We start from the raw sequence: 23,724 nt of genomic DNA on the forward strand, positions 1-23,724 counted from the left end.
GTGCAGCAGCCGGCCGCGCAAATAGCTGAATCACAACGAGAAAAGGACCTTTCCATAACCAAACAGCGACAACGCTGATTTACCCTGAAATCAGGACCAACGAGAATTTCCGGCCCTTCATTTCAGCCAGTCCGTCATGCAATGCTTCCCCCTTCCCTCCGGCCCGGTTGTGCCGCCCGCTGAACATCGGTACCCGGCATGACCGGTCCGCTTTACCGCCAAGCCGCGCTGCAAGCAGAGCAACGCAGTGCCCTGGGCGGGGTCACGCTCTATGGCCCCCCTCATCACACCTGGCTGGCGGCAGCCGCGCTGTTGTTCACCGCCAGCGTCGCCCTGTTTCTTTATGCCGGCAGCTATACCGCCCGTGAACGGGCCAGCGGCGATCTGCTGCCGGAACAAGGCGTGCTGAATATCGTGCCGCCGACCGCGGGCACCGTGACCAAAGTCTTTGTGCGTGACGGCCAGGAAGTCGAGCGCGGCGCGCCCCTGTTGGCAGTGTCCAGCGACGTGGCTACCGGGCTCGGCGCCACCCGAGCGCTCATCGCGGAGCGCCTGCAACAGCAACGCGCGACGCTGGAGCTCGACCAGGGTTCGCAGTCGGCGCTGGCGTCCACCACGCTCGATGAGCTGCGCGCCCGCGCTGGGGTGCTGGCCGCGCAGCGGGCCGAATCCGCCAGCGAAATTGTCCGGCGCCGTCGGCAAGCCGAGCTTGCACGGGAGAAGCTGGCACGCTGGCGTACGCTGCGCGATAAAGGTTATGTGTCGAACGGCAAGCTCGCCGACGAGGAAGCCACGGTGCTCGATGCCGAGGTCCGGGTCCAGGAGGCCATCGGCCAACACCTCAAGCTTGAGCAAGAACAGCTCGACACTCGCCGCCAACTGGCCGAGGCGCCGCTGGCGGCGGCCCTGAGGCAGCGCGATATCCAGCGCAAGCTCGGCGAGCTCGACCAGCAGATCGCCGCCAACGAAGAACAACGCGAACGCATACTGCGCGCGCCGCAGGCGGGAACCGTCGCCGCGCTCCTGGCGCATCCCGGACAGACCGTCGCGGCCGGCGAACTGGCCGTCGCCCTGCTGCCGGAAAACGCCAAACTGCAGGCGCGCCTGCTCGTGCCAAGCCGGGCCATCGGTTTCGTTCGCGAAGGCGATCGGGTCGTGCTTCGCTACCAGGCCTATCCGTTCCAGAAGTTCGGCCTGCATTACGGTCGAGTCATCGATGTCTCCCGCACCGCGCTGTCGGCTCGCGACGTTGCCACGCTCACCGGCAACCCCGAGGCCCGCGGGCAGTATTACCGGGTGGTTGTCGCGCCCGACCGGCAAGACATCGATGCTTATGGACGTCGCGAACACCTGCGTGCCGGCATGAGCCTGGAGGCGGACATCCTGCTGGAGCGGCGACGCTTGGTCGAATGGCTGTTCGAACCGCTGTATGCCATTGGCAGGCTGGCACGATGAGGCCGGGTTTCGCTCGCACACGCCTGCCGATGCTGCTGCAGGCCCAGATGGCCGAATGCGGTCTCGCCTGCCTGGCGATGATCGCCTGCTATTACGGAGCCGACACCGACCTGGCCGCGCTGCGGCGGCGTTTCATGCCGTCGGTGCGCGGTGCCACCCTCAACGAGCTTGTCGGCTACGCCGATCAGCTGGGCCTCGGCGCGCGGGCACTGCGTCTCGAACTCGATGAACTCGAACGCTTGACGCTGCCGTGCATTCTTCACTGGGACATGAACCACTTCGTGGTGCTCAAGCAGGTGGCCCGCGACCATGTCGTCGTGCATGACCCGGCGCGCGGCGTGCGGCGCCTGACCTTCGCGCAGCTTTCCCCCTGCTTTACCGGCATCGCCCTGGAGTTGTGCCCTATGCCGTCGTTCGCGCCGGTACGGGACAAGCCGGCCGTCTCGCTGACGACGCTGATCGGCCGGGTGAATCACATCGGCCGTGCCCTGGGGCTGACCCTCGCCCTGTCGCTGGCGGTCGAGATGACCGGCATCCTGGCGCCCCTCTACCTGCAATGGGTCGTCGATCAGGTCCTGGTCTCGGCGGACGTCGACCTGCTGTCGCTACTGGCGATCGGCTTCCTGCTGCTCGTGCTGTTTCGCGATCTGTTCGACGGGCTGCGCGCCTGGGTGCTCACCGGGTTCTCCAGCCAGCTGAACGTGCAATGGAGCACCTCGGTGTTCGCGCACCTGCTGAAACTGCCAATCACCTACTTCGAACAGCGCCATGTCGGAGACGTCGTCTCCCGCTTCAACGCGATCCATGAAATCCAGCACACGCTCACGTCGCGCTTCGTCGGGACGTTGCTCGATGGCGTCCTGGCCATCGTCATCCTGGTGGTCCTGTTCACCTACGAAACGACGCTGACCTGGCTGGTGATCGCCTCCTTCGTCATCTATGGCCTGGTGCGCTACCTGGCGTTCCGCCCCCTGCGCCGGGCGCAAGAGGAATATCTGGTGCACGCCGCGCGAGCCGAGACACTGTTGCTGGAGTCGATCCGCGGCGTGCGCGCGCTGAAAATCGCCAACCAGCAGGAACGGCGCACCCAGGGTTATGCCAATGCGACCGTCAACGCCACCAACCGCCACGTCGGGGTGCAAAGACTGTCGATCGGTTTCTCTTCGTTTCAGCACCTGCTGATCGGCGCATCCCGGGTGCTATTGATCTGGGCCGCGGCGCGCCAGGTGCTCGACGGCGAGTTCAGCGCGGGCATGCTGATGGCCTTCGTCAGCTACGCCGATCAGTTCATGACCCGCGCCTCGGGCCTGATCGATGCACTGATCGAGTTCCGCATGCTGCGCCTGCACGGCGAGCGTCTCGCCGACATCGTGCTGGCCGAGATCGAGCCCGGGGCAACCACCCCTCCCGCACCAGCCGGCCCCCGCCCCGCGTCAGCGCCGAGCGTGGAGGTGCGAGGCTTGCGCTACCGCTACGCGGACAGCGAGCCCTGGGTGCTCGACGGCTGCGATTTCTCCATCGCCCCCGGAGAATCGGTAGCCCTGGTCGGTGCATCGGGGCAAGGCAAGTCGACCCTGACAAAGCTGTTGCTGGGCCTGGTATCGCCCCAGGAAGGCAGCGTGCTGATCGACGGCATCGACCTGCGGACGATCGGCCCCCGCGCCTATCGCGACATGATCGGCTGCGTGCTGCAGGACGACATCCTGTTCGCCGGCACCCTTGAGGACAACATCAGTTTCTTCGCCACAGAACCGGACCGGGCGCGCATCGTGGAAGTGGCACGGCTCGCGCAGATTCACAACGACATCAGTGCGATGCCGATGGGCTACCGGACGCTCGTCGGCGACATGGGCGATGCCCTGTCCGGCGGCCAGCGCCAAAGGGTGCTGCTGGCACGGGCGCTGTACCGGCAACCGTCGATCCTGGTGCTGGACGAAGCCACCAGCCACCTGGACGAGACCTGCGAACAACTGGTCAACGAGGCCATCAGCCAACTGCCCATTACGCGGATCATCGTCGCGCACCGCGCACAGACCATCCGCAGCGCAGACCGCGTGATCCGCATCGAACGCGGCAAGGCCCATGACGCCAGCGCCGCGGCAACGAACCTGCGAGCCGAAGAGGCCCGCGAACGTCTTCGGCCGGATTGGCCGGCCGAAGCGGAGGTCCCGGCGAACGGCCGGCCTCCCTTACCACAGGAGTAATTCCCTATGCGTCAACTCACTAAACAGGAAATGACGGTCGTCAGCGGCGGCGGCTTCAGCATCTCGGGCGGCATCAGCGGTAACACCGGCACCGGCACCGGCAACAATTCGGTGAACGTCGGTATCAGCATCGGCCGCAACGGTACGGGTAAGGGCAACGGCGGGACTGGTATCGGCGTCAATATCGGCGGTAAACAGTCGAGCGCCCGGTAAACCGCTGATGCGCATCGCTCGCCCGCGGCGCAGCCGCGCATCCAGCCATTAGAAATGCCTTAGCGCATGGCACTGGCCGGACACCTCCAGGTGTCCGGCCCCCTTCCCCCCATTGACCCCGATGGCCTTGGCCCCACCGCATGTCCCCGGACACATCCAAGGGATGCGCCTGAGGACTGATGGAAAAGGCCGACAGTCTCGGGCACCAGCCCCACCTACGATTGCTGGCGCGTCCAGGCGTCCTGCTGCTCCTGCTTGACGATGTCGACGAAGTGCGTCGGCAGCAGTTGCGCAAAGCTCCCGTAATGATGTCGAGCTTCTCCACCCGCAGCTTGAGGTCCAGGCTGGCTGCAAGTTCGCGCAGCTCGGTGACCTGCGGGGTGATCTGCCCCCCCGGCGATCACCCCATGCCCATTGGCGGCCAGGCGCAGCGCCACCACACGGTCAAAACCCGAACCGGCGCCGGTGACCAGAATACGTTGAAGCAGTCGCCCGGGCGCGGCACCCGCTAAAACCGAGGCAAAGCCTAGGCCCGCGCCTGGACGCTCGGCACCAGCATGCGCACCAGGGAGTCGGCCGTACTGCGCAAGCGCTCCGGCTCCTGGTAGATGCGTTCCATCACCGCCAGCCCGCGGGTGAAGGTGACCATGACCTGCGCTGCTTCATCCGGCGCCAGGACCAGGTCGTCCCGGATCCGCTCGGCCGACAGCGCAGTGCTGATGGTCAGTTGCAGGGCGTCCAGCAGCTCGCGCAAGCGTTGCTGGATGCGCGGGCCGATGGTGTCGGCGTCGGTGGCCGTCTTGGTGGTCAGGCAGCCTTTGGCCGGTGTGCCGCTGGTCATGTTGCTGATCGCCACCTGGAAAAACCGCCGTAGCGCGGTCTCGGCGTCCGCGGCCTCAAGGGCCTTGGCGGCGTTACCCAGAAAGCGCGTGGCGTAGGCTTCGAACGCCAGCAGGAACAACGCTTCCTTGCCGCCGTAGGCATGGTACAGCGAGCCACGCTGGACCTCGGCCGCCTCGGCCAGGTCGGCCATGGAGGTGGACTGCCAGCCCTTGCGCCAGAACACTTCAAGGACCGCCGACAACACTTTTTCTTCGTCAAACTGCCTGACACCCGCCATAAAAATCACTGCTCACATAATTGTTGACAACCTTGTCAAAGATACCAACACTGCGATCTTTGACAGCCTTGTCAATCATAGCCGATAGGCGCTGTCCGGTAAGCATGCTTGATGTACTGGTCCACGACTTTCGTTCCGCGCCACGGAAGGAAGTCGGCTTCACCTGCGCAGCCACGCCCGGTAACAACGGTCGTGGGGCGCGAGCGGTTTTCTCTTTTTACGTCAGGAAAAAGGAGTCTACGAAATGGTTTCGAACAGTCGTATCCAGTATGGCTACATCAATGTCATCGAGCCCTCCGAGCACAAGGGCGAGCTCACCCGCGACAAGGTCGAGCGCTTCACCGAGGGGTTCAGCAAACCGGCCCTGCTGCGCAAACTCGCGCCCATCGGCGAGGAATTCTCGCAACGGGCATTCTTCGATCAGGTCGGCTCGGGGAAAAACCTGCAATGGCGGGTCAAGTCCGGCGACCAGCCAGTGTCGATGCGCGACGAAAACGGCGCCTCGGACTACAACTATGTCACCGGCCGCGTCGGCACCGGGCAGGAATTCCTCGACGACATCTTCACCCACCACCTCGACGTCTACTCGCACCTGGGCACGATTTCATCGAGCTATAACGACCCCTACGAGTGGGGCAAGGACGCCTTCAACCTGGTCAAGCAGCAGGTTTTCAGCAAACCCTGGTTCAACATCGACGCCTGGAAAGTCACCGGCCACATGTTCCTCGGCTACAGCACCCAGGAATACGGCGAGCCGGCCCGCGGCGCGGTGGGCAGCGACTGGCACATTTTCCCGACCCTGAATATCTTCGTGATGATCGCCGGCACCAAGAAGTGGAGCACCCGCCCGCCCCAGCTGGGCGACCAGTTCCGCGACTACGACCTGATGTTCGAAACCAGCAGCGGCCGCGAAGCGCCAGGCGGCGACTACGAGGCCGACACCGTCTACGTCGAGCCGGGCGACGTGCTGATCAACCCGCCCTTCGAATGGCACAAGGTGCTCAATGCCCGCGGCCTGAGCATCGGCGCGGCGTTCCGGGTGATCGACATCGACTACCTGGACAAGTTGGAGAACCGCCGCAACCTGGACCTCTCCAAGGTCGCCCATGACAACGGCCACTTTGCCGAGACCGAGGAGCTGGCGCACTTCCTCACCAGCGTCAACTACGCCTCGCGCCACATCAACCGGGCGCAGATGCTGCTCAACGACATCGAGTACGCCTACCTGCGCAAGCGCGGCAACGCCGGCTCGGTGAAGATCGGCCACCGCTAGCCCCCAGGCGCCGCAGCGAGGACCCGCTCATGACGCTTACCGTCAGTCCCGAACAGCGCTGGGCCGGCATTCTGTGCGGCCTCGCCGCGGCCTTGATCTGGGGCGCGTTCCCGGTGGTCACCCGGCTGGGGCTGACCCGCACGCCGCTGGATGCCTACGACATCACCTGCATCCGCTACAGCGTCTCCGGGCTGATCCTGCTGCCCTACCTGCTCCGCCATGGCCGCCGGGGCCTGAGCTGGACAAGCATCGGCCTGATGGTCGTCGGCATCGGCGCGCCGTACATGCTGGTGGTGGCCCAGGGGCTGGCCCTGGCCCCGGTGGAGCTGTTCGCGGTGGTGACTCCCGGCAGCATGATCCTGTTGTCGATCCTGATCAGCGCGCGGCTGTTCGGCACCCGCCTCGGCGCCCGGGCGAACGCCGGCACCGCGCTGATCATCGGCGGCGTGCTGCTGGCCGGCTGGCACAGTTTCGCCGGGGCCCAGGCCTCGCCCTACGCCTACCTGATGTTCCTGCTCGGCGGCCTGCTGTGGGCGATCTACACCCTGGTGTCGAAATGGTCCGGCAGCGACGCGCTGCACGCCACGGCGATCGTCTCAGTGTGCTCGATGGTCCTGTACCTGCCGGTCTACCTGGCCAGCCGCGGGCTGCGAATCCTCCAGGCACCGCTCTGGGATATCGGCATCCAGGTGGTCTACCAGGGCCTGCTGGTGTCGACGGTGGCGTTGTTCTTCTACAGCCGCTCGGTCCAGCTGCTCGGCGCTTCGCTCGGCTCCACCTTCGCCGCGCTGGTGCCGGGCACGGCCATGGTGCTGGCCGCCCTGTTGCTCGGCGAGCAAGCGGACAGCAGCGCCATCGCCGGCTTGCTGGTGGTGACCGCCGGCATGCTCCTGACCCTGCTGCCGCAACGCCCGCGCCCGCTGCCAGGCGCCATCGGCCAGCCGACACCCCGGCCACCAGGACCCACGCCATGAACGAGCTACATGAGCGGACAGCGGCCACTGTCCACAACCAAGGAAAACCAAGCATGAGCAGCGCACCCCTGACCCTCTACGAACTGGCCGGCGCCGACCCGGACCTGCGCTTCAGCCCGCACTGTTGGAAGACCCGCATGGCCCTGGCCCACAAGGGGCTGCAAAGCCAGCGCATCGCCTGGCGTTTCAGCGACAAGGCGCGTATCGCCTTCTCCCGACAAGGCGCGGTCCCGGTGCTGGTGGATGGCGACCAGAGCATCAGCGACTCCTGGCGCATCGCCCTGCACCTGGAACAGCGTTACCCCGAGCGCCCGTCCCTGTTCGGCGGCCGCGAGGCCCTCGCACTGTCGACTTTCGTCAACCGCTGGGCCGACAGCATGCTGCTGCCCGCCGTGGCCCGGGTGATCCTGCTGGATGTCTACGCACAACTGGCCGCCGAGGACCGGGCCTATTTCCGCAGCTCCCGCGAAGCGCACTTCGGCACCTCGCTGGAACAGCTGGTGGCCCCCCGGGCCCAGCATCTGGAACAGCTGCGCCAGGTCCTGACCCCGCTTCGCCAGACCCTCAAGGGCCAGCCCTTCCTGGCCGGCGAAGCCCCGGCCTATGCCGACTATTGTGTGTTCGGCATGTTCATGTGGGCGCGCTGCACCAGCAGTGAGGAACTGCTGGGCCCCAACGACGCCCTGCATGCCTGGCGCGAACGCCTGCTGGACGCCTTTGGCGGGCTGGCGCGCGCGGCCACCCTGGCCACCCCCCTCGAGACTGGAGCACGCCATGTCCAATGATCCCGCCCTGCACGACTTCGCCGTCCGTTCCTCGGACAAGATCCGCTACGCCGACACCGACCGCCAGGGCCATGTGAACAACGCGGTGTTCGCCACCTTCCTCGAAACCGGGCGGGTGGAGATCATCTACGACCCCCACGCGCCGCTCGCCGAGCCCGGCAGCGAATTTGTCATCGCGCGCCTGGAGCTCGACCTGCGCGCCGAACTGCGCTGGCCCGGCACGGTGCAGATCGGCACCCGGGTCGCGACCCTCGGAAAAAGCTCGATGACCCTGGAGCAGGCGCTGTTCCAGGACGGGCGCTGCGCGGCCCTGGCCAGCACCGTGATCGTGCAGATCGACGCCCAGAGCCGGCGCTCGAAACCCTTTGGCGAAACGGCGCGGCGCCGCTTGAGCGCCCTGACCACGGCCGCGGAGTCGTTCGCGGAAAAATAGGCGGAGGACGCCATGTCGACGCTCCAGCAACTGTTCTCGGCCCTGCCGTTTTTCCAGCTGGCGGTAATCATCGTCGCCAGCCAGCTGTGCGGCGCGCTGCTGGCCCGCTGGGGGCAGTCGCGGGTGATCGGCGAAATCTGCGTGGGCATCCTGCTCGGTCCCTGCCTGCTGCTGGCCCTCGGCGCGCAGTGGCATGCCGCGGTCTTTCCGGCGGCCATCCGCCTGGGCATCGAGACCCTGGGCAATATCGGCCTGGTCCTGCTGATGTTCCAGATCGGCCTGCGCTTCGACAGCAATCACCTGAGCAGCCACAAGATCGGCTTCAGCGCCCTCTCGGTGGCCGCCGGCGGGGTGATCCTGGCCTTCGCCCTCGGGGCCATGGTCGGGCTGCTCTCCCACAGCGCCCTGGCGCCCGCCCAACCCCGGCTCGGCTATGTGCTGTTCTGCGGCATCGCGCTGTCGATCACCGCCCTGCCGGTGCTGGTGCGAATCATCAGCGACCTGGGGCTGGAGCACTCGCTGGCCGGGACCGTGGGCATCGCGGCCGCCGCCATCACCGACATCATTGGCTGGGTGCTGCTGACGGTCATCGTCGCCCTGTCCAGCAGCGACAGTTCGCTGTTCGGGGTGCTGCGCCAGCTGAGCTTCATCGTCCTGTTCCTCGCCCTCGCCCGCTGGGGCCTGCGCCCGCTGCTGCACACCTTGTTTACCCGGCTGCCCGCGACCCGCAGCGCGGCCCCCGCCGCCGATATGAGCATGGCGCTGATGCTGGCGACCGCCCTGCTGTGTGGCTGGATCACCACCCTGATCGGCCTGCACAGCGCCCTGGGCGGGCTGATCGCCGGCTGGCTGCTGCGCGAGCGGCGCCAGCACTGGCACCGCCACATGGAAGGCTTCGTCAACATCGGGCTGGTGCCCTTCTACTTCGCCGCCACCGGGCTGAAGATGGACCTCGGCGCCCTGGCGCCCCTCGATAGCTGGCTGTGGCTGCTGGCCTTCTTCGTCGCCGCGGTGCTGGGAAAAACCGCCGGCTGCTACCTCGCCGGACGCCTGGCCGGCCTCTCCGTGGAGGTCTCGCGCAGCGTCGCGATATTGATGAACACCCGTGGCCTGATCGAGATCATCGTGCTCTCCGTGGGCCTGGACATGGGGCTGATCTCCCAGAGCGCGTTCTTCCTGTTACTGATGGTGGCCATCGCCACCACCCTGATGACCACCCCGCTGCTCCGGCGCCTGGCCAGGATCGAGGCCGTTCCATCCGCCCTGGCGAAAGGCAGCCTGCAGACCTCCGATCGGTAAGCATCGGCCGACCGGGGAGACCGGGAAAACCCTCCGGCTACACTCGCAGGTTGTGCCTCGCCTGCGCCCGAAAGCCTGGCCGGGTACTGGATATCCCTCGCCAACCACAGGAGGTGCGGCGGCCATGGCCTTCACCGAAATCGACTACGAAACCCAGGGACCGATCAGGATCATCCGCTTCAACCGGCCGCAGAAACGCAATTGCATCGGCCCCACCACCCACCTGGAACTGATCGAGGCCTGGAGCCGCTTTCGCGACGATCCGCACGCCCTCGTGGCCATCATCACCGGTGCCGGCGACCAGGCCTTCTGTGCCGGCGGCGACCTCAAGGCGGCGCTCGACCTGGTGCCCACCACCCCGGACGAGATCGCCGCGCACAATCGCGGCGAGCGCCCCGGGATCATCGGCCCGAGCCGCTGGACGGATATCTACAAACCGGTGATCGCCGCGGTGAATGGCGTGGCCTACGCCGGCGGCCTGGAGTGGGCCTGCTTCGCCGATATGCGCATCGCCGAGGAACACGCCACCTTCGGCGTGACCTGCCGCCGCTGGAACATCGGCCTGGGCGATGGCGGCACCCAGCGCCTGCCACGTATCGTCGGCATGGGCCGGGCGCTGGAGTTGATCCTCACCGGCAAGGTGATCTGCGCCAGCGAGGCGCTGGCTATCGGCCTGGTCAACGAGGTCGTCGCCAAGGGCCGCTCGCTGGAGCGCGCGCTGGAACTGGCACGCCTGCTCTGCACCCTGCCCCAGCCCGCCATGCGCTCGGACAAGGAAGCGGTCATCCGCGGCTACGGCCAGCCCCTGGCCGAGGGCCTGCGCATCGAAGCCGAGTGTTTCAACCGCTCCATCCATGAGCCGGAAACCCAGGAAGGACTGCGCCGCTTCCGCGAACGCGACCATCCGGACCTGCGCGGCGACGCCAGCCAGTGGTGAAAGGCTTGCGTATCCCTGATCGGTAGGCCTCCTGGGTGGATGCCTACCTTTCAGACCGGCTCTTGCAACAGGCTATTGAGACATAGCCTTTTTTTATGTCTCGGCCTCGGCTCCGCGTGCCCTGGGCACATCAAAAGAGCCTGTTCCACAGGCGCTTGAGCGCATTCGGCTGTTCCACCCGCTCGCCGGTCGATTGAGGTGCCGAGGGCCGTGGGGAAGGCGGCGCAGCGGACGGGCGCGGCGCTTGGCCACTGCGTTTGCGCTGCTCATGCTGGTCCCGGAGTGCGAGCAGTTCGGGGTTGTCCGGACGGGCTTCCAGGCCATGCTTGATATAGGCCCGCGCCAGGTCTTTATCGCCCTTGGCATACGCGCTTTCGCTCATCTCGGCGTAGAGCAGCGCCACCTGGTTCAACCCGGCCAGCGCCTGGGCGTTACTCGGCTCCAGGTCGAGTATCTGCCGGTAATAGAACACCGCACTGTCATCCTCGGGCTCCAGCAGGTGTTCTTCGGCGATGCGCTGCTCGGCCCGTTTCCGGTAGCCGGCGATCCGCGCCGCGGCTACCCGTTGCAGTCCTTGCCGGGCCTGCGCGCTGGCTTCGTCGAGCTGTAAGGCCTGGTTGAAGAAATACTCGGCATTGTCCTGCGCCGGCTCGACCAGCTGGCCCGCCGCCAGGCGCTGTTCGCCATGTGCCAGCAGCTCGGTGATCTCGATCCGCTGCTGCAGGTACAGGCCGGTGCCGCTGGCCGCGCCGAGCAGCAGCAGGCTGCCGAGTGCCCACAGCGCCAGGCGCCTGTTGGGGCTGCGCCGGCGGGCAGGCTCGGCCTCGGGCTCGGCCTGGGGCGGCGCAGGATCGATCAGGGCCGGCACGAAGCGGGTAGATTCCAGCTCCACCTCGCTGGGCGAGTCCGGTTCGTCCGGTTGCTCTGGCTGGTCCAGCTCATCGAGTGCCTGCAGCAGCGCCCGGCAGTCGGCGAAGCGCTGGTTGGGGTCCTTCGCCAGCATCCGCTCGAGCAGCGCCTTGTACGGGCTGATGTGCGCCGGCAAGCTCGGCGCCGGCATCTGCACGTGGTTCATCACGGTCTGGGTATAGCTGGCACCGCGGAACGGATTGGTGCCGATGAGCATCTCCAGGAAGATCACGCCCAGGCTGTAGATGTCGGTGCGGATATCCAGCGGCTGGCACTGCGTCTGTTCCGGGCTGCTGTAGGCCGGGCTGCCGACCGCGATGCCGAGCCCGGTGAGCTCACTGTCCATCTCCAGCGCCTTGGCGATGCCGAAATCGGTGATCACCACCGTGCCGTCGCTGCGGAAGAGGATGTTCGCCGGCTTGATATCGCGATGGATCAGGCCCTGCTCATGCACCACGGCGAGGCCGGTGGCGATCTGCCGGACGATATCCAGGGCGCGCGTCGGCTCGAACACCTCGCCCTTGTGCCGGGCCAGGTCGCCGCCGCCGACAAACTCCATGGCCAGGTAGTAGCGGCCATCGGCCAGTCTGTTGATGTCGTGGATGGTGATGATCGTGGGGTGGTGCAACGAGGCGACGATATGCCCCTCGCGGATGAAGCGCTTGCTGAACGCCTCGTCATTGGCGTTGAGCAGTACCTTCACCGCCACCTTGCGGTGCAGCGACTCCTGGGTTGCCAGGTAGACTTCGGCCATCCCGCCTTGGCCAAGCCGGCTATGCACGCTGTAGCCGGGTATCTCGGGTAATCGTTCGTCCATGAAAGAATCCGTGCGCAGCCACTGATTGGGGGATCGCCGATACTGTCGGGCCGAATGTCACCCGTCGGATCGGGTCTCTAATTAATAAGAGCGGGGAACTTTTCCGATAGTTCCCGGCTCGCCGTCTACCGCCGTCCTGGCATTTCGCGCTGCTCCTGGCTGGGGACGATACTTCTGGCGGTGAGCAATGCCACAAGTTTAGCGGAGCAGGCGCCGACGCCAACCCCCGGGCGCCGGGTCGAGTGCGCAATGCCGGCATATGAGCCTATCCTGAGGCGCCGCAAGCGACCGCCGGCGGTCGTTCAGCAGCGCTTCGTCGCCCAACGGAGGTGAGCCACATGTCACGAATGGTTTCGCTCCTGGCCTTGCTCGGCGCCTTGTACCTGGCGCTCTGCGTCGCGGCGTGGGTGTTGCAGCGTTCGCTCATCTACTTCCCCCAGCCCCGCGCCATCGCCAGCCCCGCCACACTGCTCAGGCTGCCGGTCGCCGACGCCGAGGTGCTGGTTTCCGTGAGGCCCCACGACGGCCCGAAGGCGTTGCTCTACTTCGGCGGCAACGCCGAGGACGTGTCCCTCAACCTGCCGGAATTTACCCGGGCCTTTCCCGAGCATGCACTCTACCTGCTGCACTACCGAGGCTATGGCGGGAGTTCCGGATCGCCCTCCGAGGCGGCCATCACGCGCGATGCCATGGCCTTGTTCGACAAGGTGCAAGCCGCCCACCCGCATATCGTGGTGGTCGGGCGCAGCCTCGGCGCGGCTGTCGCCGTGCGCCTGGCCAGCCAGCGTCCGGCATCGCGCCTGGTGCTGATCACGCCGTTCCACAGCCTGCAGGAGTTCGCCGCCAGCCAGTTTCCCTATCTTCCGGTGAGGTGGCTGCTGCAGGACAAGTTCGAATCCTGGAAATACGCACCGCGCATCGCCGTGCCGACTTTGCTGATCGCCGCCGAACACGACGAAGTCATCCCGCGTTCGAGCACCGAGACGCTCTATGCGCATTTCGCCCCCGGCGTGGCCAGGCTCGAGGTCGTCCCGGGTGCCGGGCACAATTCGATAGACGCGAGCCCGCGGTTCCTGGAACTGCTCCGCAGCGGGCTGTGAGCGCGCCGGCCTTCCGGCGAGGCGCCGGCTCAGGACCGCTCCTTGTCCAGCGCCTTGTCCGACGCGATCGGCGGCTCGATGCCCCAGTCGCCGTGCAGGTACCAGTCGTCGCCGAGCATCTCGGCCGGGTGCATGGTGCGGTCCGAGCCGTTACCGCAGGCCAGGGCATTGGCCGCGCAGTAGCGATCGCAGCCCCAGCAGATGCGTTCGGGGTGCTTGGGGCTGATGGGAAAATTCTTGGCCATGGCGTTCCCCGGGGTGCGGGTGGGACTGGGAATGGCTCCCAGCCTACGACGCCCACAGGGAAAGGCCCTTGATCGTGGTCAAGAATGACAGGCCCGGGGCGCCCGTCTTGGCACCCCGGGCCACCTGTTACGCCGTGACCGCCGGCGCGTAGCGCACTGCCAGCTTGCGCAAGGCGACGTAGAACACCGGGGTCAGGAACAGCCCGAACAGGGTCACCCCGAGCATGCCGGAGAACACCGCGACCCCGGTGGCGCGGCGAATCTCGCTGCCCGCGCCGCTGCCGATCAGCAAGGGCACGGAGCCGGCGATAAACGCCACCGAGGTCATGACGATCGGCCGCAGGCGCAAGCGGCAGGCCTCCAGCGCCGCCTCGATGATGCCCTTGCCCTGAAGCTCCAGCTCCCGGGCGAACTCGACGATCAGGATCGCGTTCTTGCAGGCCAGGCCCATCAGCACCACCAGCCCCACCTGGACGAAAACGTTGTTGTCGCCGCCGCTGAGCCACACCCCCGACAAGGCCGCGAGCATGCACACCGGCACGATCAGGATCACCGCCAGGGGCAGCGTCCAGCTCTCGTACAGGGCGGCGAGGACCAGGAACACCAGCATCACCGCCAGCGGGAACACCACCGCCGCGGCATGGCTTTGGGTGACCTGCTGGTAGCTCAGGTCGGTCCACTCCAGAGTGATGCCGCGGGGCAATACCTGGGCAGCGATCTCTTCCAGCTTGGCGATCACCTGGCCCGACGACAGCTGCTTGGGGTCGGAGTCGCCGATCAGGTCGGCCGCCGGGTAGCCGTTGTAGCGCACCACCGGGTCGGGGCCGTAGCTGGGCGTCACGGTGATCATCGCACCGAGCGGCACCATCTCGCCCCGGTCGTTGCGCACCCGCAGGTTGGTGATGTCCTCGGCGGTCTGCCGGTAGGAGCTGTCGGCCTGGGCCATGACCCGGTAGACCCGGCCGAACAGGTTGAAGTCATTGACGTAGACCGAGCCCAGGTAGGTCTGCAAGGTATTGAACACATCGCTCAACGACACCCCTTGCGACTTGACCTTGACCCGGTCCACCTGCACCTCCAACTGCGGGATGTTGGCCTGGTAGGAGCTGACCGGGTAAGTCATGCCCGGGGTCTGCGCCACCGCGGCCTGGAAGGCGCTCAAGGCATTCTGCAGGGCGCCGTAACCCAGGCCCGCGCGGTCCTCGAGGTACAGCGAATACCCCGAACCGTTGCCCAGCCCCTGGATCGGCGGCGGCAACAGCGCATAGGCAAAACCTTCATGGACCTGGGACAGCTTGGCGTTGAGTTCGGCATTGATCTCCACCGCGCCGCGCTGACGCTGGTCGAACGGCTTGAGGATCACGTAGGCGGCCATGACATTCGGCGTGTTGACCGATTGCAAGGCATTCAGGCCGCTGAAGGCCGGCACGGTCTCAACGCCCTCCACCGAGAGTGCCGTCTCGATCAGCTCGCGGGTCACCGCATCGGTGCGGGCCAGGGACGCGCCTTCCGGCAGCTTGGCGCCGGCGAACAGGTAGAGTTTGTCCTGGGTCGGGATAAAACCGCCCGGCACCAGGTTGAACATCCAGGCCGTGCCGATCAGCAGCAAGGCGTAGAGGAAGAACACCGAGCCGCGCCGCCCCAGGGAGTAGGACACCAGGCCGTGATAACCGTCGGAGCGGCGTTTGAACATCCGATTGAAGGCGCGAAAAAAGCCTCCGAATACTCGCTGGATGCCGCGCTCCAGCCAATCCTGCGGCGCGCCGTGGGGCCTGAACAGCTTGGCCGCCAGGGCCGGCGACAGGGTCAGGGAGTTGATCGCCGAGATCACCGTGGAAATCGCGATGGTCACCGCGAACTGCTTGTAGAACTGGCCGGTGACGCCGGAGAGAAAGGCCATGGGAATGAACACCGCGCACAGCACCAGGGCGATGGCGATGATCGGCCCGGACACCTCCTTCATCGCCCGGTGCGCGGCCTCCCGCGGGTCGTAGCCCTTTTCGATGAAGCGCTCGACGTTTTCCACCACCACAATCGCGTCATCGACCACGATGCCGATGGCCAGCACCAGGCCGAACAGGGTCAGGGTGTTGATCGAATACCCCAGCAAATACAGCCAGGCGAAGGTACCGATCACCGACACCGGTACCGCGATCAGCGGGATGATCGAGGCGCGCCAGGTCTGCAGGAACAGGATCACTACCAGTACCACCAGCACCACCGCTTCCATCAGGGTGTGCTGCACCGCGCTGATGGATTCCCGGACGAACACCGTCGGGTCCCATACCGCCTTGTAGGCCACGCCTTCGGGGAAATTCCGGGACAACTCGTCGAGCTTGCCGTAGACCGCCTCGGCGACCTGCAAGGCGTTGGCCCCCGGCGAGAGGAAAATCCCCACCGTCGCCTGGTTGCGGTCGTCCAGGTGCGCGCGCAGGGTGTAGTCGCCCGCGCCAAGCTCGACCCGCGCCACGTCCGACAGCTTCACCAACTGCCCGTCCGCCCCGCTCTTGAGGACGATATCGGCAAACTCCTGCTCGCTGCGCAAGCGCCCGCGCACGCTGATCGACACCAGGAAGTCGGCGCCCTGGGGCGAAGGCTCGGCGCCCAGCTGGCCGGCCGAGACCTGCACGTTCTGCTCGCGGATCGCGTTCACCACGTCGGCCGCGGTCAGTCCCCGGGCGGACAGGCTGTTGGGGTCCATCCAGATGCGCATCGCGTAGTCGCCCGAACCGTAGACCCCGACATCGCCGATCCCGGACAGCCGCGACAGCTCATCCTTGACGTGCAGGGTCAGGTAATTGCGCAGGTACAGCGAGTCGTAGCTGTTGTCCGGGGACAGCAGGCTGACGTACATCAGCGGCGTCGGCGATTGCTTCTGGGTGGTCACGCCATACTGCCGCACCTCTTCCGGCAGCCGCGACAACGCCTGGCTCACGCGGTTCTGCACGCGCACCGCGGCGGTGTCCGGATCGACGCCGGGGACGAACGTGATGCTCAGCGCCAGGCTACCGTTGGAGCCGGTGACCGACTTCATGTACATGATCCCTTCGACGCCGTTGATCGCCTCTTCCAGGGGCACGGCGACCGACTCGGCGATCTCCTTGGGGTTCGCCCCCGGGTAGGTGGCGCGCACCACCACGCTGGTCGGCACCACCTCGGGGTATTCCCCCGACGGCAGCACCGGGATGGCGATCAGGCCGAGGGCGAAAATGATGATCGACAGCACGATGGCAAAGATCGGTCGGTCGATGAAAAACTTGGAAAAATCCATGGCCGCTCTTCCTTATTTCGCCAAGGGTGTCTGGGGCGCGGCGGTTGAGGCCTGCTGCGTCGGCGCGGCGATTTCCTTGGGTTCCACCGCCATGCCCGGGTAGAAGATCTTCTGCGCCCCGTTCAGCACTACCCGATCACCGGCGGCCAGCCCGGCGCTGATCACCCGCAGGCCATCGAGCTGGCGGCCGAGGGTCACGTCCTTGCGCAGGGCCTGGTTTTGCGGGCCGATGACGTACACGTATTTGCGGTCCTGGTCGGTTTGCACCGCGCGGTCGTCGATCAGCACCGCACGGGTCTCGCTGCCGCCCTCAAGACGCACCCGGGCGAACAGGCCCGCGGTCAGCCGGCGCTCGGGGTTGGGCAGCACCGCGCGCACGCGGATGGTGCCGGTGGCCGGGTCGACCTGGTTATCCAGGAAGTCCACGGTGCCGGTCAGGGGGAAGGTCCCGACATCGTTGGCCAGGCCGACCCGCACGGTATTGCTCACCCCCGGGCGCTGGCCCTTGCCCAGCAGCTCGGTGTAGCGCAGCAGGCTCTGCTCGTCGGCGTCGAAATAGACGTACATCGGGTCCTGGGAAACGATGCTGGTCAGCACGCTCTGGTCGGCCTGGGCCAGGTTGCCGAGGGTCAGCATGGCCCGGCCGACACGCCCGGAAAACGGCGCGCGGACCTGGGTGAAGTCGAGGTTGAGCTGGGCCGTGGCCACCTCGGCGACGGCCGCGTTCACGTCCGCCACGCCCTGGGCCAGGGAGGCGCTGCGAATGTCGCCCTCCTCCCGCGACAGCGCCGACTGCTTGACCAGGGCCTGGCCGCGACGGTCCTGCTCGATGGCCAGGCGCACCGTGGCGCGGGCCCGGGCCAGCCGGGCCTGGGCGCTGGCCAGCGCCTCGCGGTAAGGGCGCGGATCGATGACGAACAGGGTCTGGCCCTTTTCCACCTCGTCGCCCTCGCGAAACGCCACCCGGTCGACATAACCGCTGACCCGTGGCCGCAGGTCGACCGCGTCGATCGCGCTGATGCGGCCATTGAACAGGTCCCACTCACGCACCGCCTGCACGCTCACGGTCGTCACCTCGACCACCGGCGCCGCGGCGGCGACCGGCTCGCCCTTTTCGTTACAGCCGCCCAGCGCCAAGAGGAGGCACAACGCGCCCAATCGATGGGTTGAAGAACAGCCTCGACCGACTACTCGGCGAATTCGATTCATGAACGTGGACTCCCGCTGCACCAGAGGTATTGATTTATAGGCAGACGGAATATAAAAGTTAAAGTTAACTTTAAGTAAAGCCCCTTCGGAGGCCCCATGAAAAAGCCCAGCGAACCGCTGCTGACCATCACCGAAGTGGCCCGGCGCAGTGGCGTCATGGCTTCGGCACTGCGTTTCTACGAGACCCGCGGGTTGCTCCACTCGATCCGCGTGGGCAGCGGCCACCGCCGCTACCCGCGCTCGATCCTCAGGCGGGTCGCCTATATCGTGTTCGCCCAGCGCATCGGTTTCTCGCTGGATGAAATCATCCAGCAACTGACCGGCCTGCCCATCAACACCGCCCCGGCGGGCGCGGACTGGCGACGCCTGACCGCCACCTGGAAAACCCGGGTGCAGCAACGCATCGCCGAACTCGAACGGCTGAACATGAGCCTGGAGGAATGCATAGGTTGCGGCTGCATGTCGATGGAACACTGCCAGCTCAACAACCCCGAGGACATCTACTCGCGCAACGGCTGCGGCGCCCGGCGCTGGCTGGGGGACCAGAAAATCGCGATCCCCGGCGAGCCGCAGGCCGATTGATCGAGGGGACCGCCTGCCCTCCCCGGCGGCGACCGTTCGATCCGCGCCAGCACCTTAGCCACGCAGCACGAACACCGGGAACATCTCGCGCAGGTGCTGCCACAGGTCCGGCACCAGCACCTGTTGCGGCGTGCTCGACAATTGCGGGTCGAGCATGCGCGCGGTGCGCACCATCTGCACCACGAAGCGCTTGACCCCCAGGGCTTGCAGGCGCTGGCCGAGGAGCAGCAGGCGGGCCGGCTGCAACAGGTGCCAGTGCACGGTGGTGCGGCATTCGTAGTCAACGCCGCTGGCCAGCAGCAGCTCCAGGCTGCGCCAGTTGGCCTTGCCGCTGCCCGGCACGCCGGTAATCATCGGGCCGTCTTCGGCCAGGGCCTTGACGTCGAAGCCGACCCAGTCGGCGCCGGCCACCGCCCGGGCAAAGGCCGCCGGCTTGATGCCGGCGCTGTGCAGGCCGATGCGGAAACCCATGGCCCGCACTTCATCCATCGCCGCCGGCAAACCGTCCTGCAGGGTCGGCTCGCCGCCACTGAACACCACCGCGTCCAGCAGGTCCTGGCGGCGTTGCAGGAAACTCAGGACCCGGCACCAATCCAGCTCCTCGCTGCCGCGCGGCGGGATCAGTTGCGGGTTGTGGCAGTAGCGGCAACGCCAGGCGCAGCCCTGGCAGAACAACACGCAGGCGAGCAGCCCCGGGTAGTCGAGAGTGGTCAGGGGCGCCATGCCCCCGACCCGCATCTTTCGGCTCATTGGCAACCGGCCGCGGTGGCCTGTTCGGTGAAGTGCACGCGCTCGCGGTGCTCGGACTGTTTACCCGGGTTGAAGGCCGAGACCGGGCGGTGATAACCCATCACCCGGGTCCAGACCTCACAGCGCTGGCGTTGCGCCTGGGGCAATGTGGATTGTGCGTTCATGGTGGAACTCCTTGCGGTTGGGGGAAGACAGGTCAGTGCGCGGTGGCCATGTCCGTGGCCTGGGCCTGCAGCAGGGCTTCGTCGCACTTGGGGCAGAACTCGTGTTCGCCGTCGAGGTAGCCGTGCACCGGGCAGATGGAAAAGGTCGGGGTCACCGTCAGGTACGGCAGGCGAAAGCGCCCCAGGGCCTTGCGCACCAGCTGCTTGCAGGCCGCGGTCGAGGAAATCCGCTCGGCCATGTACAGGTGCAGCACGGTGCCGCCGGTGTATTTGCATTGCAGTTCGTCCTGCAGCTCCAGGGCCTCGAACGGATCGTCGGTATGCCCCACCGGCAACTGCGAGGAGTTGGTGTAGTACGGCGCCTCGCGGCTGCCGGCCTGGAGAATGCCGGGGTAACGCTTGAGGTCCTCCTTGGCGAAGCGATAGGTGGTGCCTTCGGCCGGGGTCGCCTCGAGGTTGTAGAGATGGCCGGTTTCTTCCTGGAAGCGCACCAGGGTCGCGCGCACATGGTCCAGCAGCCTGAGGGCGAACTGGCGGCCCTGTTCGGTGTGCATGCCCTGCTCGTCGCCGCTGAAGTTGCGCAGCATTTCGTGCAGGCCGTTGAGGCCGATGGTCGAGAAGTGATTGCGCAGCGTGCCCAGGTAACGCTGGGTGTAGGGATACAGGCCGGCGTCCATATGGTGCTGGATCACCTTGCGCTTGACCTCCAGGCTCTCCATCGCCAGTTCCATCAGCGCGTCCAGGCGTTGCAGCAGGCCGCTGGTATTGCCCTTGAACACATGGCCCAGGCGCGCGCAGTTGAGCGTCACCACGCCGAGCGAGCCCGTCTGCTCCGCCGAGCCGAACAGCCCGCCGCCGCGCTTGAGCAGCTCGCGCACGTCCAGTTGCAGGCGGCAGCACATGGAACGCACCTGGTTGGGCTGCATGTCCGAATTGAGGAAGTTCTGGAAGTACGGCAGCCCATAGCGGGCAGTCATCTCGAACAGGCGGTCGGCGTTCTCGCTGTCCCAGGGAAAATCATGGGTGATGTTGTAGGTCGGGATCGGAAAGGTGAACACCCGGCCCTTGGCGTCGCCGGCCTGCATCACTTCGATATAGGCGCGGTTGAGCAGGTCCATTTCCGCTTGCAGCTCGCCATAGGCGAAGGGCATTTCCTCGCCGCCGATCACCGGGACCTGCTCGCGCAGATCCTCCGGGCAGACCCAGTCGAAGGTCAGGTTGGTAAAGGGGGTCTGGGTACCCCAGCGCGACGGCACGTTGAGGTTGTAGATGAACTCCTGGATCGCCTGGCGCACCTGCGGGTAGTTCAGGCGGTCCTTGCGCACATAGGGCGCCAGATAAGTGTCGAAGGAACTGAAGGCCTGGGCCCCGGCCCATTCGTTCTGCAGGGTGCCGAGGAAATTCACCATCTGCCCCAGGGCGCTGCTCAGGTGCTTGGGCGGCCCGGCCTCGACCCGCCCCGGCACGCCATTGAGGCCTTCATGCAACAGGGTGCGCAGGGACCAGCCGGCACAGTAGCCGGCGAGCATGTCGAGGTCGTGGATATGCAGGTCGGCCTCGCGGTGGGCGCGGCCGATATCTTGGCTGTAGACCTCGTCCAGCCAGTAGTTGGCGGTGACCTTGCCGGACACGTTGAGCACCAGCCCGCCCAGGGAATACCCCTGGTTGGCGTTGGCCTGCACCCGCCAGTCCTCGCGGTCAAGGTACTCGTTCATCGAGGCCGCCACTTCGACCAGGGTCTTGCGGTCGCGGCGCAGGCGCCCGTGCTGTTCGCGGTAGACGATGTAGGCGCGCATGGCGAGGAAGAATCCGGCGTCCATCAGCACCCGCTCGACCCGGTCCTGGATCTGCTCCACATGCAGCCGCGCATGCCCCTCAAGATGGGCCAGCACCGCCTTGAGCAAGCCCTCGGCCTCGACTTCGGCGTACTCGCCGCTGGCCTTGCCGGCGGCGATCAACGCCTGGCGGATCTTGTCCGCATCGAAGGCAACCCGGCTGCCATCGCGTTTGTGCAGGCGGTTGTTGCCCACCCTGATCAGCGTGCTGTGCATTTGACCTCCAGATACTACATATAGATATTTTTAGTTCTTAAGACACAAGATGCAGTGAGATTACGGAGTGGTGGTTGGGTTGCCATTGATCGCGATCAAGTATTTTTTGGTTTGTGTACATATCCATTTTTTGGGTAACGGCGACTTAGGGTTCCGCCCTTACGGCGGCTCACTTTTGAAGAGCGCAAAAGTAAGCAAAACGCTCTTGCCCCACCACTCGGTGCCTCGCTAAGGCTCGGCATGCCCTCACTCCGGCATTGATCCGTGGGCCGCCGCCACAGGCCATCCATGGCCTGGGGCGGCTAACCCGGCATCCCTGCCGGGTTACCCACGGCTCAATGCCTACGTTCGGCCATCGTGGTTAACGGGGCGCTCAGATCAAAAGCAAGACGGCGGCCTGCCGGCCGGCCTGGGGGTGGGTGTGCTTCCTGTAGCCGCTGCCGAGTGCAGCGAGGCTGCGATCGAGGCCGAAGGACTCGCCAGGCGGGCACCGCGTTGCCCCAGATCCTGCGAGGTGTCAGGGTTAGCGTCCCTGCGGGCCGATCGCAGCCTCGCTGCGCTCGGCAGCGGCTACACAAAGCGTGTCCGGCGGAAGAGCTGTAGCGTGGCAAAAGCAGCAAGCTTCGCCCGGCGAAGGCTCTGGCTCTGGCTTTTGATCTTGATCTCTAGCGCCCCCGTTAACCACGCTGGCCGAACGGAGGTATTACGGAGCGGGTAAACCGGCAGGGATGCCGGTTTAGCCGCCCCGGGCCATGGATGGCCCATGGCGGCGGCCCGCTCCGTAATGCCTGCGTTCGGGCACACCGAGCCTCAGCGAGGTGCCGAGTGGTGGGGCAAGAGCGTTTTGCTTACTTTTGCGCTTTTCAAAAGTAAGCCGCTGTAAGAGCGGAACCCTAAGTAGCCATTACCGCAGCAACGGATATCCCCCCAATCTCACCCCCCACTCATATTCATAAACCGCACCACCTGCACCGTGCCCTGCGGGTTGAAATCATGACGCAACGGCTTACGCCGCAAAGCCTGCTGCAAGGCATCGACCAGCGGCTGGTCGTCCAGCGGATAACGCCGCAGCAGGCCACGCAGATCCAGGGCATCGTCCTGCCCCAGGCACAGCAACAGCTTGCCTTCAACGGTCATGCGTACCCGGTTGCAGCTGCCACAGAAGTTGTGGCTGTTGGGCGAGATAAAACCAATGCGCGTCTGCGGATGGCGCTCCAGGCGCACGTAACGCGCCGGGCCGCCGCTGTTCTCGGTGCTGTCGAGCAAGGCATGGCGGCTGGCGATCAGCGCCCGTACCTCGTCGCTGGAACAGAAGGATTCGCCCCGGGAACGGCCGACGTCACCCAGGGGCATTTCCTCGATAAAGCTGATATCGATGCCCTGCTCGATGGCGTACCGCACCAGTTGCGGTACTTCCTCGAAGTTGCGCCCCTTCATCACCACGCAGTTGAGCTTGACCCGCTCGAACCCCGCCTCGCGCGCCACCTCGATGCCGCGCAGCACCTGATCGAGATCGCCGTTGCGGGTGATGGCGCGAAACTTCTGCCCGTCCAGGCTATCGAGGCTGATGTTCATCCGCTTGACCCCGGCCTCCGCCAGCGGCCGGGCCAGGCGCTCCAGCTGCGAGCCGTTGCTGGTCATCACCAGTTCGCGCAGGCCCGGCAAGGCGGCGATGTTGCGACACAGATCAACGATACCCGGGCGAATCAACGGCTCGCCGCCGGTGAGGCGGATCTTGCGCACGCCCTGGCCGACGAACAGCGCCGCCAGGCGCTGCAACTCTTCCAGGGTCAGCACCTGCTGGCGCGGCAGGAAGGTCATGTTCTTCGCCATGCAATACACGCAGCGAAAATCGCAACGGTCGGTCACCGACATCCGCAGATAGTCGATCTGCCGCCCGAAGCCGTCCTGCATCACATTGCTCATGGCCTTC

21 protein-coding genes are annotated in these 23,724 nt (G+C 66.0%); 12 read left to right on the forward strand and 9 right to left on the reverse strand.

What is annotated here, in order from left to right; translation table 11 throughout:
* The first annotated feature begins 198 nt into the window (after positions 1–198).
* From AC07VU_RS25560 to AC07VU_RS25575, 4 genes are all read left to right on the forward strand, one after another.
* Positions 199–1,455: an HlyD family secretion protein gene (locus AC07VU_RS25560; protein WP_277589019.1), complete on the forward strand. Its 1,257-nt coding sequence runs from the start codon at positions 199–201 to the stop codon at positions 1,453–1,455.
* Positions 1,456–1,484: 29 nt separating this feature from the next.
* Positions 1,485–3,659, forward strand: a complete 2,175-nt coding sequence (locus tag AC07VU_RS25565; RefSeq protein ID WP_457276585.1) for a peptidase domain-containing ABC transporter — start codon at positions 1,485–1,487, stop codon at positions 3,657–3,659.
* A 6-nt stretch (positions 3,660–3,665) separates the two neighbouring features.
* Positions 3,666–3,872: a hypothetical protein gene (locus AC07VU_RS25570; protein WP_274303530.1), complete on the forward strand. Its 207-nt coding sequence runs from the start codon at positions 3,666–3,668 to the stop codon at positions 3,870–3,872.
* 179 nt (positions 3,873–4,051) lie between these two features.
* The gene (locus AC07VU_RS25575; protein ID WP_495030703.1) at positions 4,052–4,384 is read left to right on the forward strand and encodes a hypothetical protein; all 333 of its coding nucleotides are present in this window, start codon (positions 4,052–4,054) and stop codon (positions 4,382–4,384) included.
* A gap of 14 nt (positions 4,385–4,398) precedes the next feature.
* On the opposite strand, the gene AC07VU_RS25580 is transcribed toward AC07VU_RS25575, so the two are convergent.
* Positions 4,399–4,959, reverse strand: coding sequence for a TetR/AcrR family transcriptional regulator (locus tag AC07VU_RS25580; RefSeq protein WP_277589022.1), 561 nt, complete (start codon positions 4,957–4,959; stop codon positions 4,399–4,401).
* Positions 4,960–5,236: 277 nt separating this feature from the next.
* Between AC07VU_RS25580 and AC07VU_RS25585 the strand changes: the two genes are divergently transcribed.
* From AC07VU_RS25585 to AC07VU_RS25610, 6 genes are all read left to right on the forward strand, one after another.
* Positions 5,237–6,265 (forward strand): cupin domain-containing protein, encoded by a 1,029-nt coding sequence (locus AC07VU_RS25585; RefSeq protein ID WP_274303531.1) that lies wholly within the window; start codon positions 5,237–5,239, stop codon positions 6,263–6,265.
* 29 nt (positions 6,266–6,294) lie between these two features.
* Entirely contained in the window at positions 6,295–7,239 is a 945-nt protein-coding gene (locus tag AC07VU_RS25590) for a DMT family transporter (RefSeq protein WP_495030704.1), read from the forward strand.
* Positions 7,236–8,024 (forward strand): glutathione S-transferase family protein, encoded by a 789-nt coding sequence (locus AC07VU_RS25595; protein WP_495030705.1) that lies wholly within the window; start codon positions 7,236–7,238, stop codon positions 8,022–8,024. The genes AC07VU_RS25590 and AC07VU_RS25595 overlap by 4 nt, the downstream gene beginning before the upstream one ends.
* Positions 8,014–8,457 carry an acyl-CoA thioesterase gene (locus AC07VU_RS25600; protein WP_274303537.1) on the forward strand — a complete coding sequence of 148 codons (444 nt, stop codon included), beginning with the start codon at positions 8,014–8,016 and terminating at the stop codon, positions 8,455–8,457. Before AC07VU_RS25595 ends, AC07VU_RS25600 begins: the two co-directional genes overlap by 11 nt.
* Positions 8,458–8,469: 12 nt before the next feature.
* Positions 8,470–9,756 (forward strand): cation:proton antiporter, encoded by a 1,287-nt coding sequence (locus AC07VU_RS25605; RefSeq protein WP_495030706.1) that lies wholly within the window; start codon positions 8,470–8,472, stop codon positions 9,754–9,756.
* Positions 9,757–9,880: 124 nt separating this feature from the next.
* Positions 9,881–10,693 carry an enoyl-CoA hydratase/isomerase family protein gene (locus AC07VU_RS25610; RefSeq protein WP_087090486.1) on the forward strand — a complete coding sequence of 271 codons (813 nt, stop codon included), beginning with the start codon at positions 9,881–9,883 and terminating at the stop codon, positions 10,691–10,693.
* A gap of 130 nt (positions 10,694–10,823) precedes the next feature.
* Here the strand turns inward: AC07VU_RS25610 and AC07VU_RS25615 are convergent, their stop codons facing one another.
* Positions 10,824–12,419, reverse strand: coding sequence for a serine/threonine-protein kinase (locus AC07VU_RS25615; RefSeq protein WP_495030707.1), 1,596 nt, complete (start codon positions 12,417–12,419; stop codon positions 10,824–10,826).
* Positions 12,420–12,757: 338 nt separating this feature from the next.
* Here AC07VU_RS25615 and AC07VU_RS25620 point away from each other — a divergent pair, with 338 nt between their 5' ends.
* Positions 12,758–13,519, forward strand: a complete 762-nt coding sequence (locus AC07VU_RS25620; RefSeq protein ID WP_495030708.1) for an alpha/beta hydrolase — start codon at positions 12,758–12,760, stop codon at positions 13,517–13,519.
* A gap of 29 nt (positions 13,520–13,548) precedes the next feature.
* Here the strand turns inward: AC07VU_RS25620 and AC07VU_RS25625 are convergent, their stop codons facing one another.
* The 3 genes from AC07VU_RS25625 to AC07VU_RS25635 all read right to left on the reverse strand — a co-directional run bounded on the left by AC07VU_RS25625 (position 13,549) and on the right by AC07VU_RS25635 (position 18,244).
* Positions 13,549–13,764 (reverse strand): DUF3079 domain-containing protein, encoded by a 216-nt coding sequence (locus AC07VU_RS25625; protein ID WP_495030709.1) that lies wholly within the window; start codon positions 13,762–13,764, stop codon positions 13,549–13,551.
* Positions 13,765–13,891: 127 nt separating this feature from the next.
* Complete coding sequence (locus AC07VU_RS25630; RefSeq protein ID WP_495030710.1) at positions 13,892–17,035, reverse strand: efflux RND transporter permease subunit; 3,144 nt, start codon at positions 17,033–17,035, stop codon at positions 13,892–13,894.
* A gap of 12 nt (positions 17,036–17,047) precedes the next feature.
* A complete protein-coding gene (locus AC07VU_RS25635) occupies positions 17,048–18,244 on the reverse strand; it encodes an efflux RND transporter periplasmic adaptor subunit (protein WP_495030711.1) in 1,197 nt (398 codons plus the stop codon).
* A 96-nt stretch (positions 18,245–18,340) separates the two neighbouring features.
* On the opposite strand from AC07VU_RS25635, the gene soxR reads away from it, so the two are divergent.
* Entirely contained in the window at positions 18,341–18,826 is a 486-nt protein-coding gene (gene soxR, locus AC07VU_RS25640) for a redox-sensitive transcriptional activator SoxR (RefSeq protein WP_007923596.1), read from the forward strand.
* Between the two features lie 54 nt (positions 18,827–18,880).
* Here the strand turns inward: soxR and AC07VU_RS25645 are convergent, their stop codons facing one another.
* From AC07VU_RS25645 to moaA, 4 genes are all read right to left on the reverse strand, one after another.
* A complete protein-coding gene (locus AC07VU_RS25645; protein ID WP_457276596.1) occupies positions 18,881–19,576 on the reverse strand; it encodes an anaerobic ribonucleoside-triphosphate reductase activating protein in 696 nt (231 codons plus the stop codon).
* Positions 19,573–19,740 (reverse strand): anaerobic ribonucleoside-triphosphate reductase, encoded by a 168-nt coding sequence (gene nrdD / locus AC07VU_RS25650; RefSeq protein ID WP_053261543.1) that lies wholly within the window; start codon positions 19,738–19,740, stop codon positions 19,573–19,575. The genes AC07VU_RS25645 and nrdD overlap by 4 nt, the downstream gene beginning before the upstream one ends.
* A 32-nt stretch (positions 19,741–19,772) precedes the next feature.
* Positions 19,773–21,791: a ribonucleoside triphosphate reductase gene (locus tag AC07VU_RS25655; protein WP_457276597.1), complete on the reverse strand. Its 2,019-nt coding sequence runs from the start codon at positions 21,789–21,791 to the stop codon at positions 19,773–19,775.
* A 933-nt stretch (positions 21,792–22,724) separates the two neighbouring features.
* A complete protein-coding gene (moaA, locus tag AC07VU_RS25660; protein ID WP_277589028.1) occupies positions 22,725–23,717 on the reverse strand; it encodes a GTP 3',8-cyclase MoaA in 993 nt (330 codons plus the stop codon).
* Between the last annotated feature and the right edge of the window lie 7 nt (positions 23,718–23,724).

The sequence above is a fragment of the Pseudomonas sp. GW821-FHT02B10 genome (genome assembly GCF_059421865.1).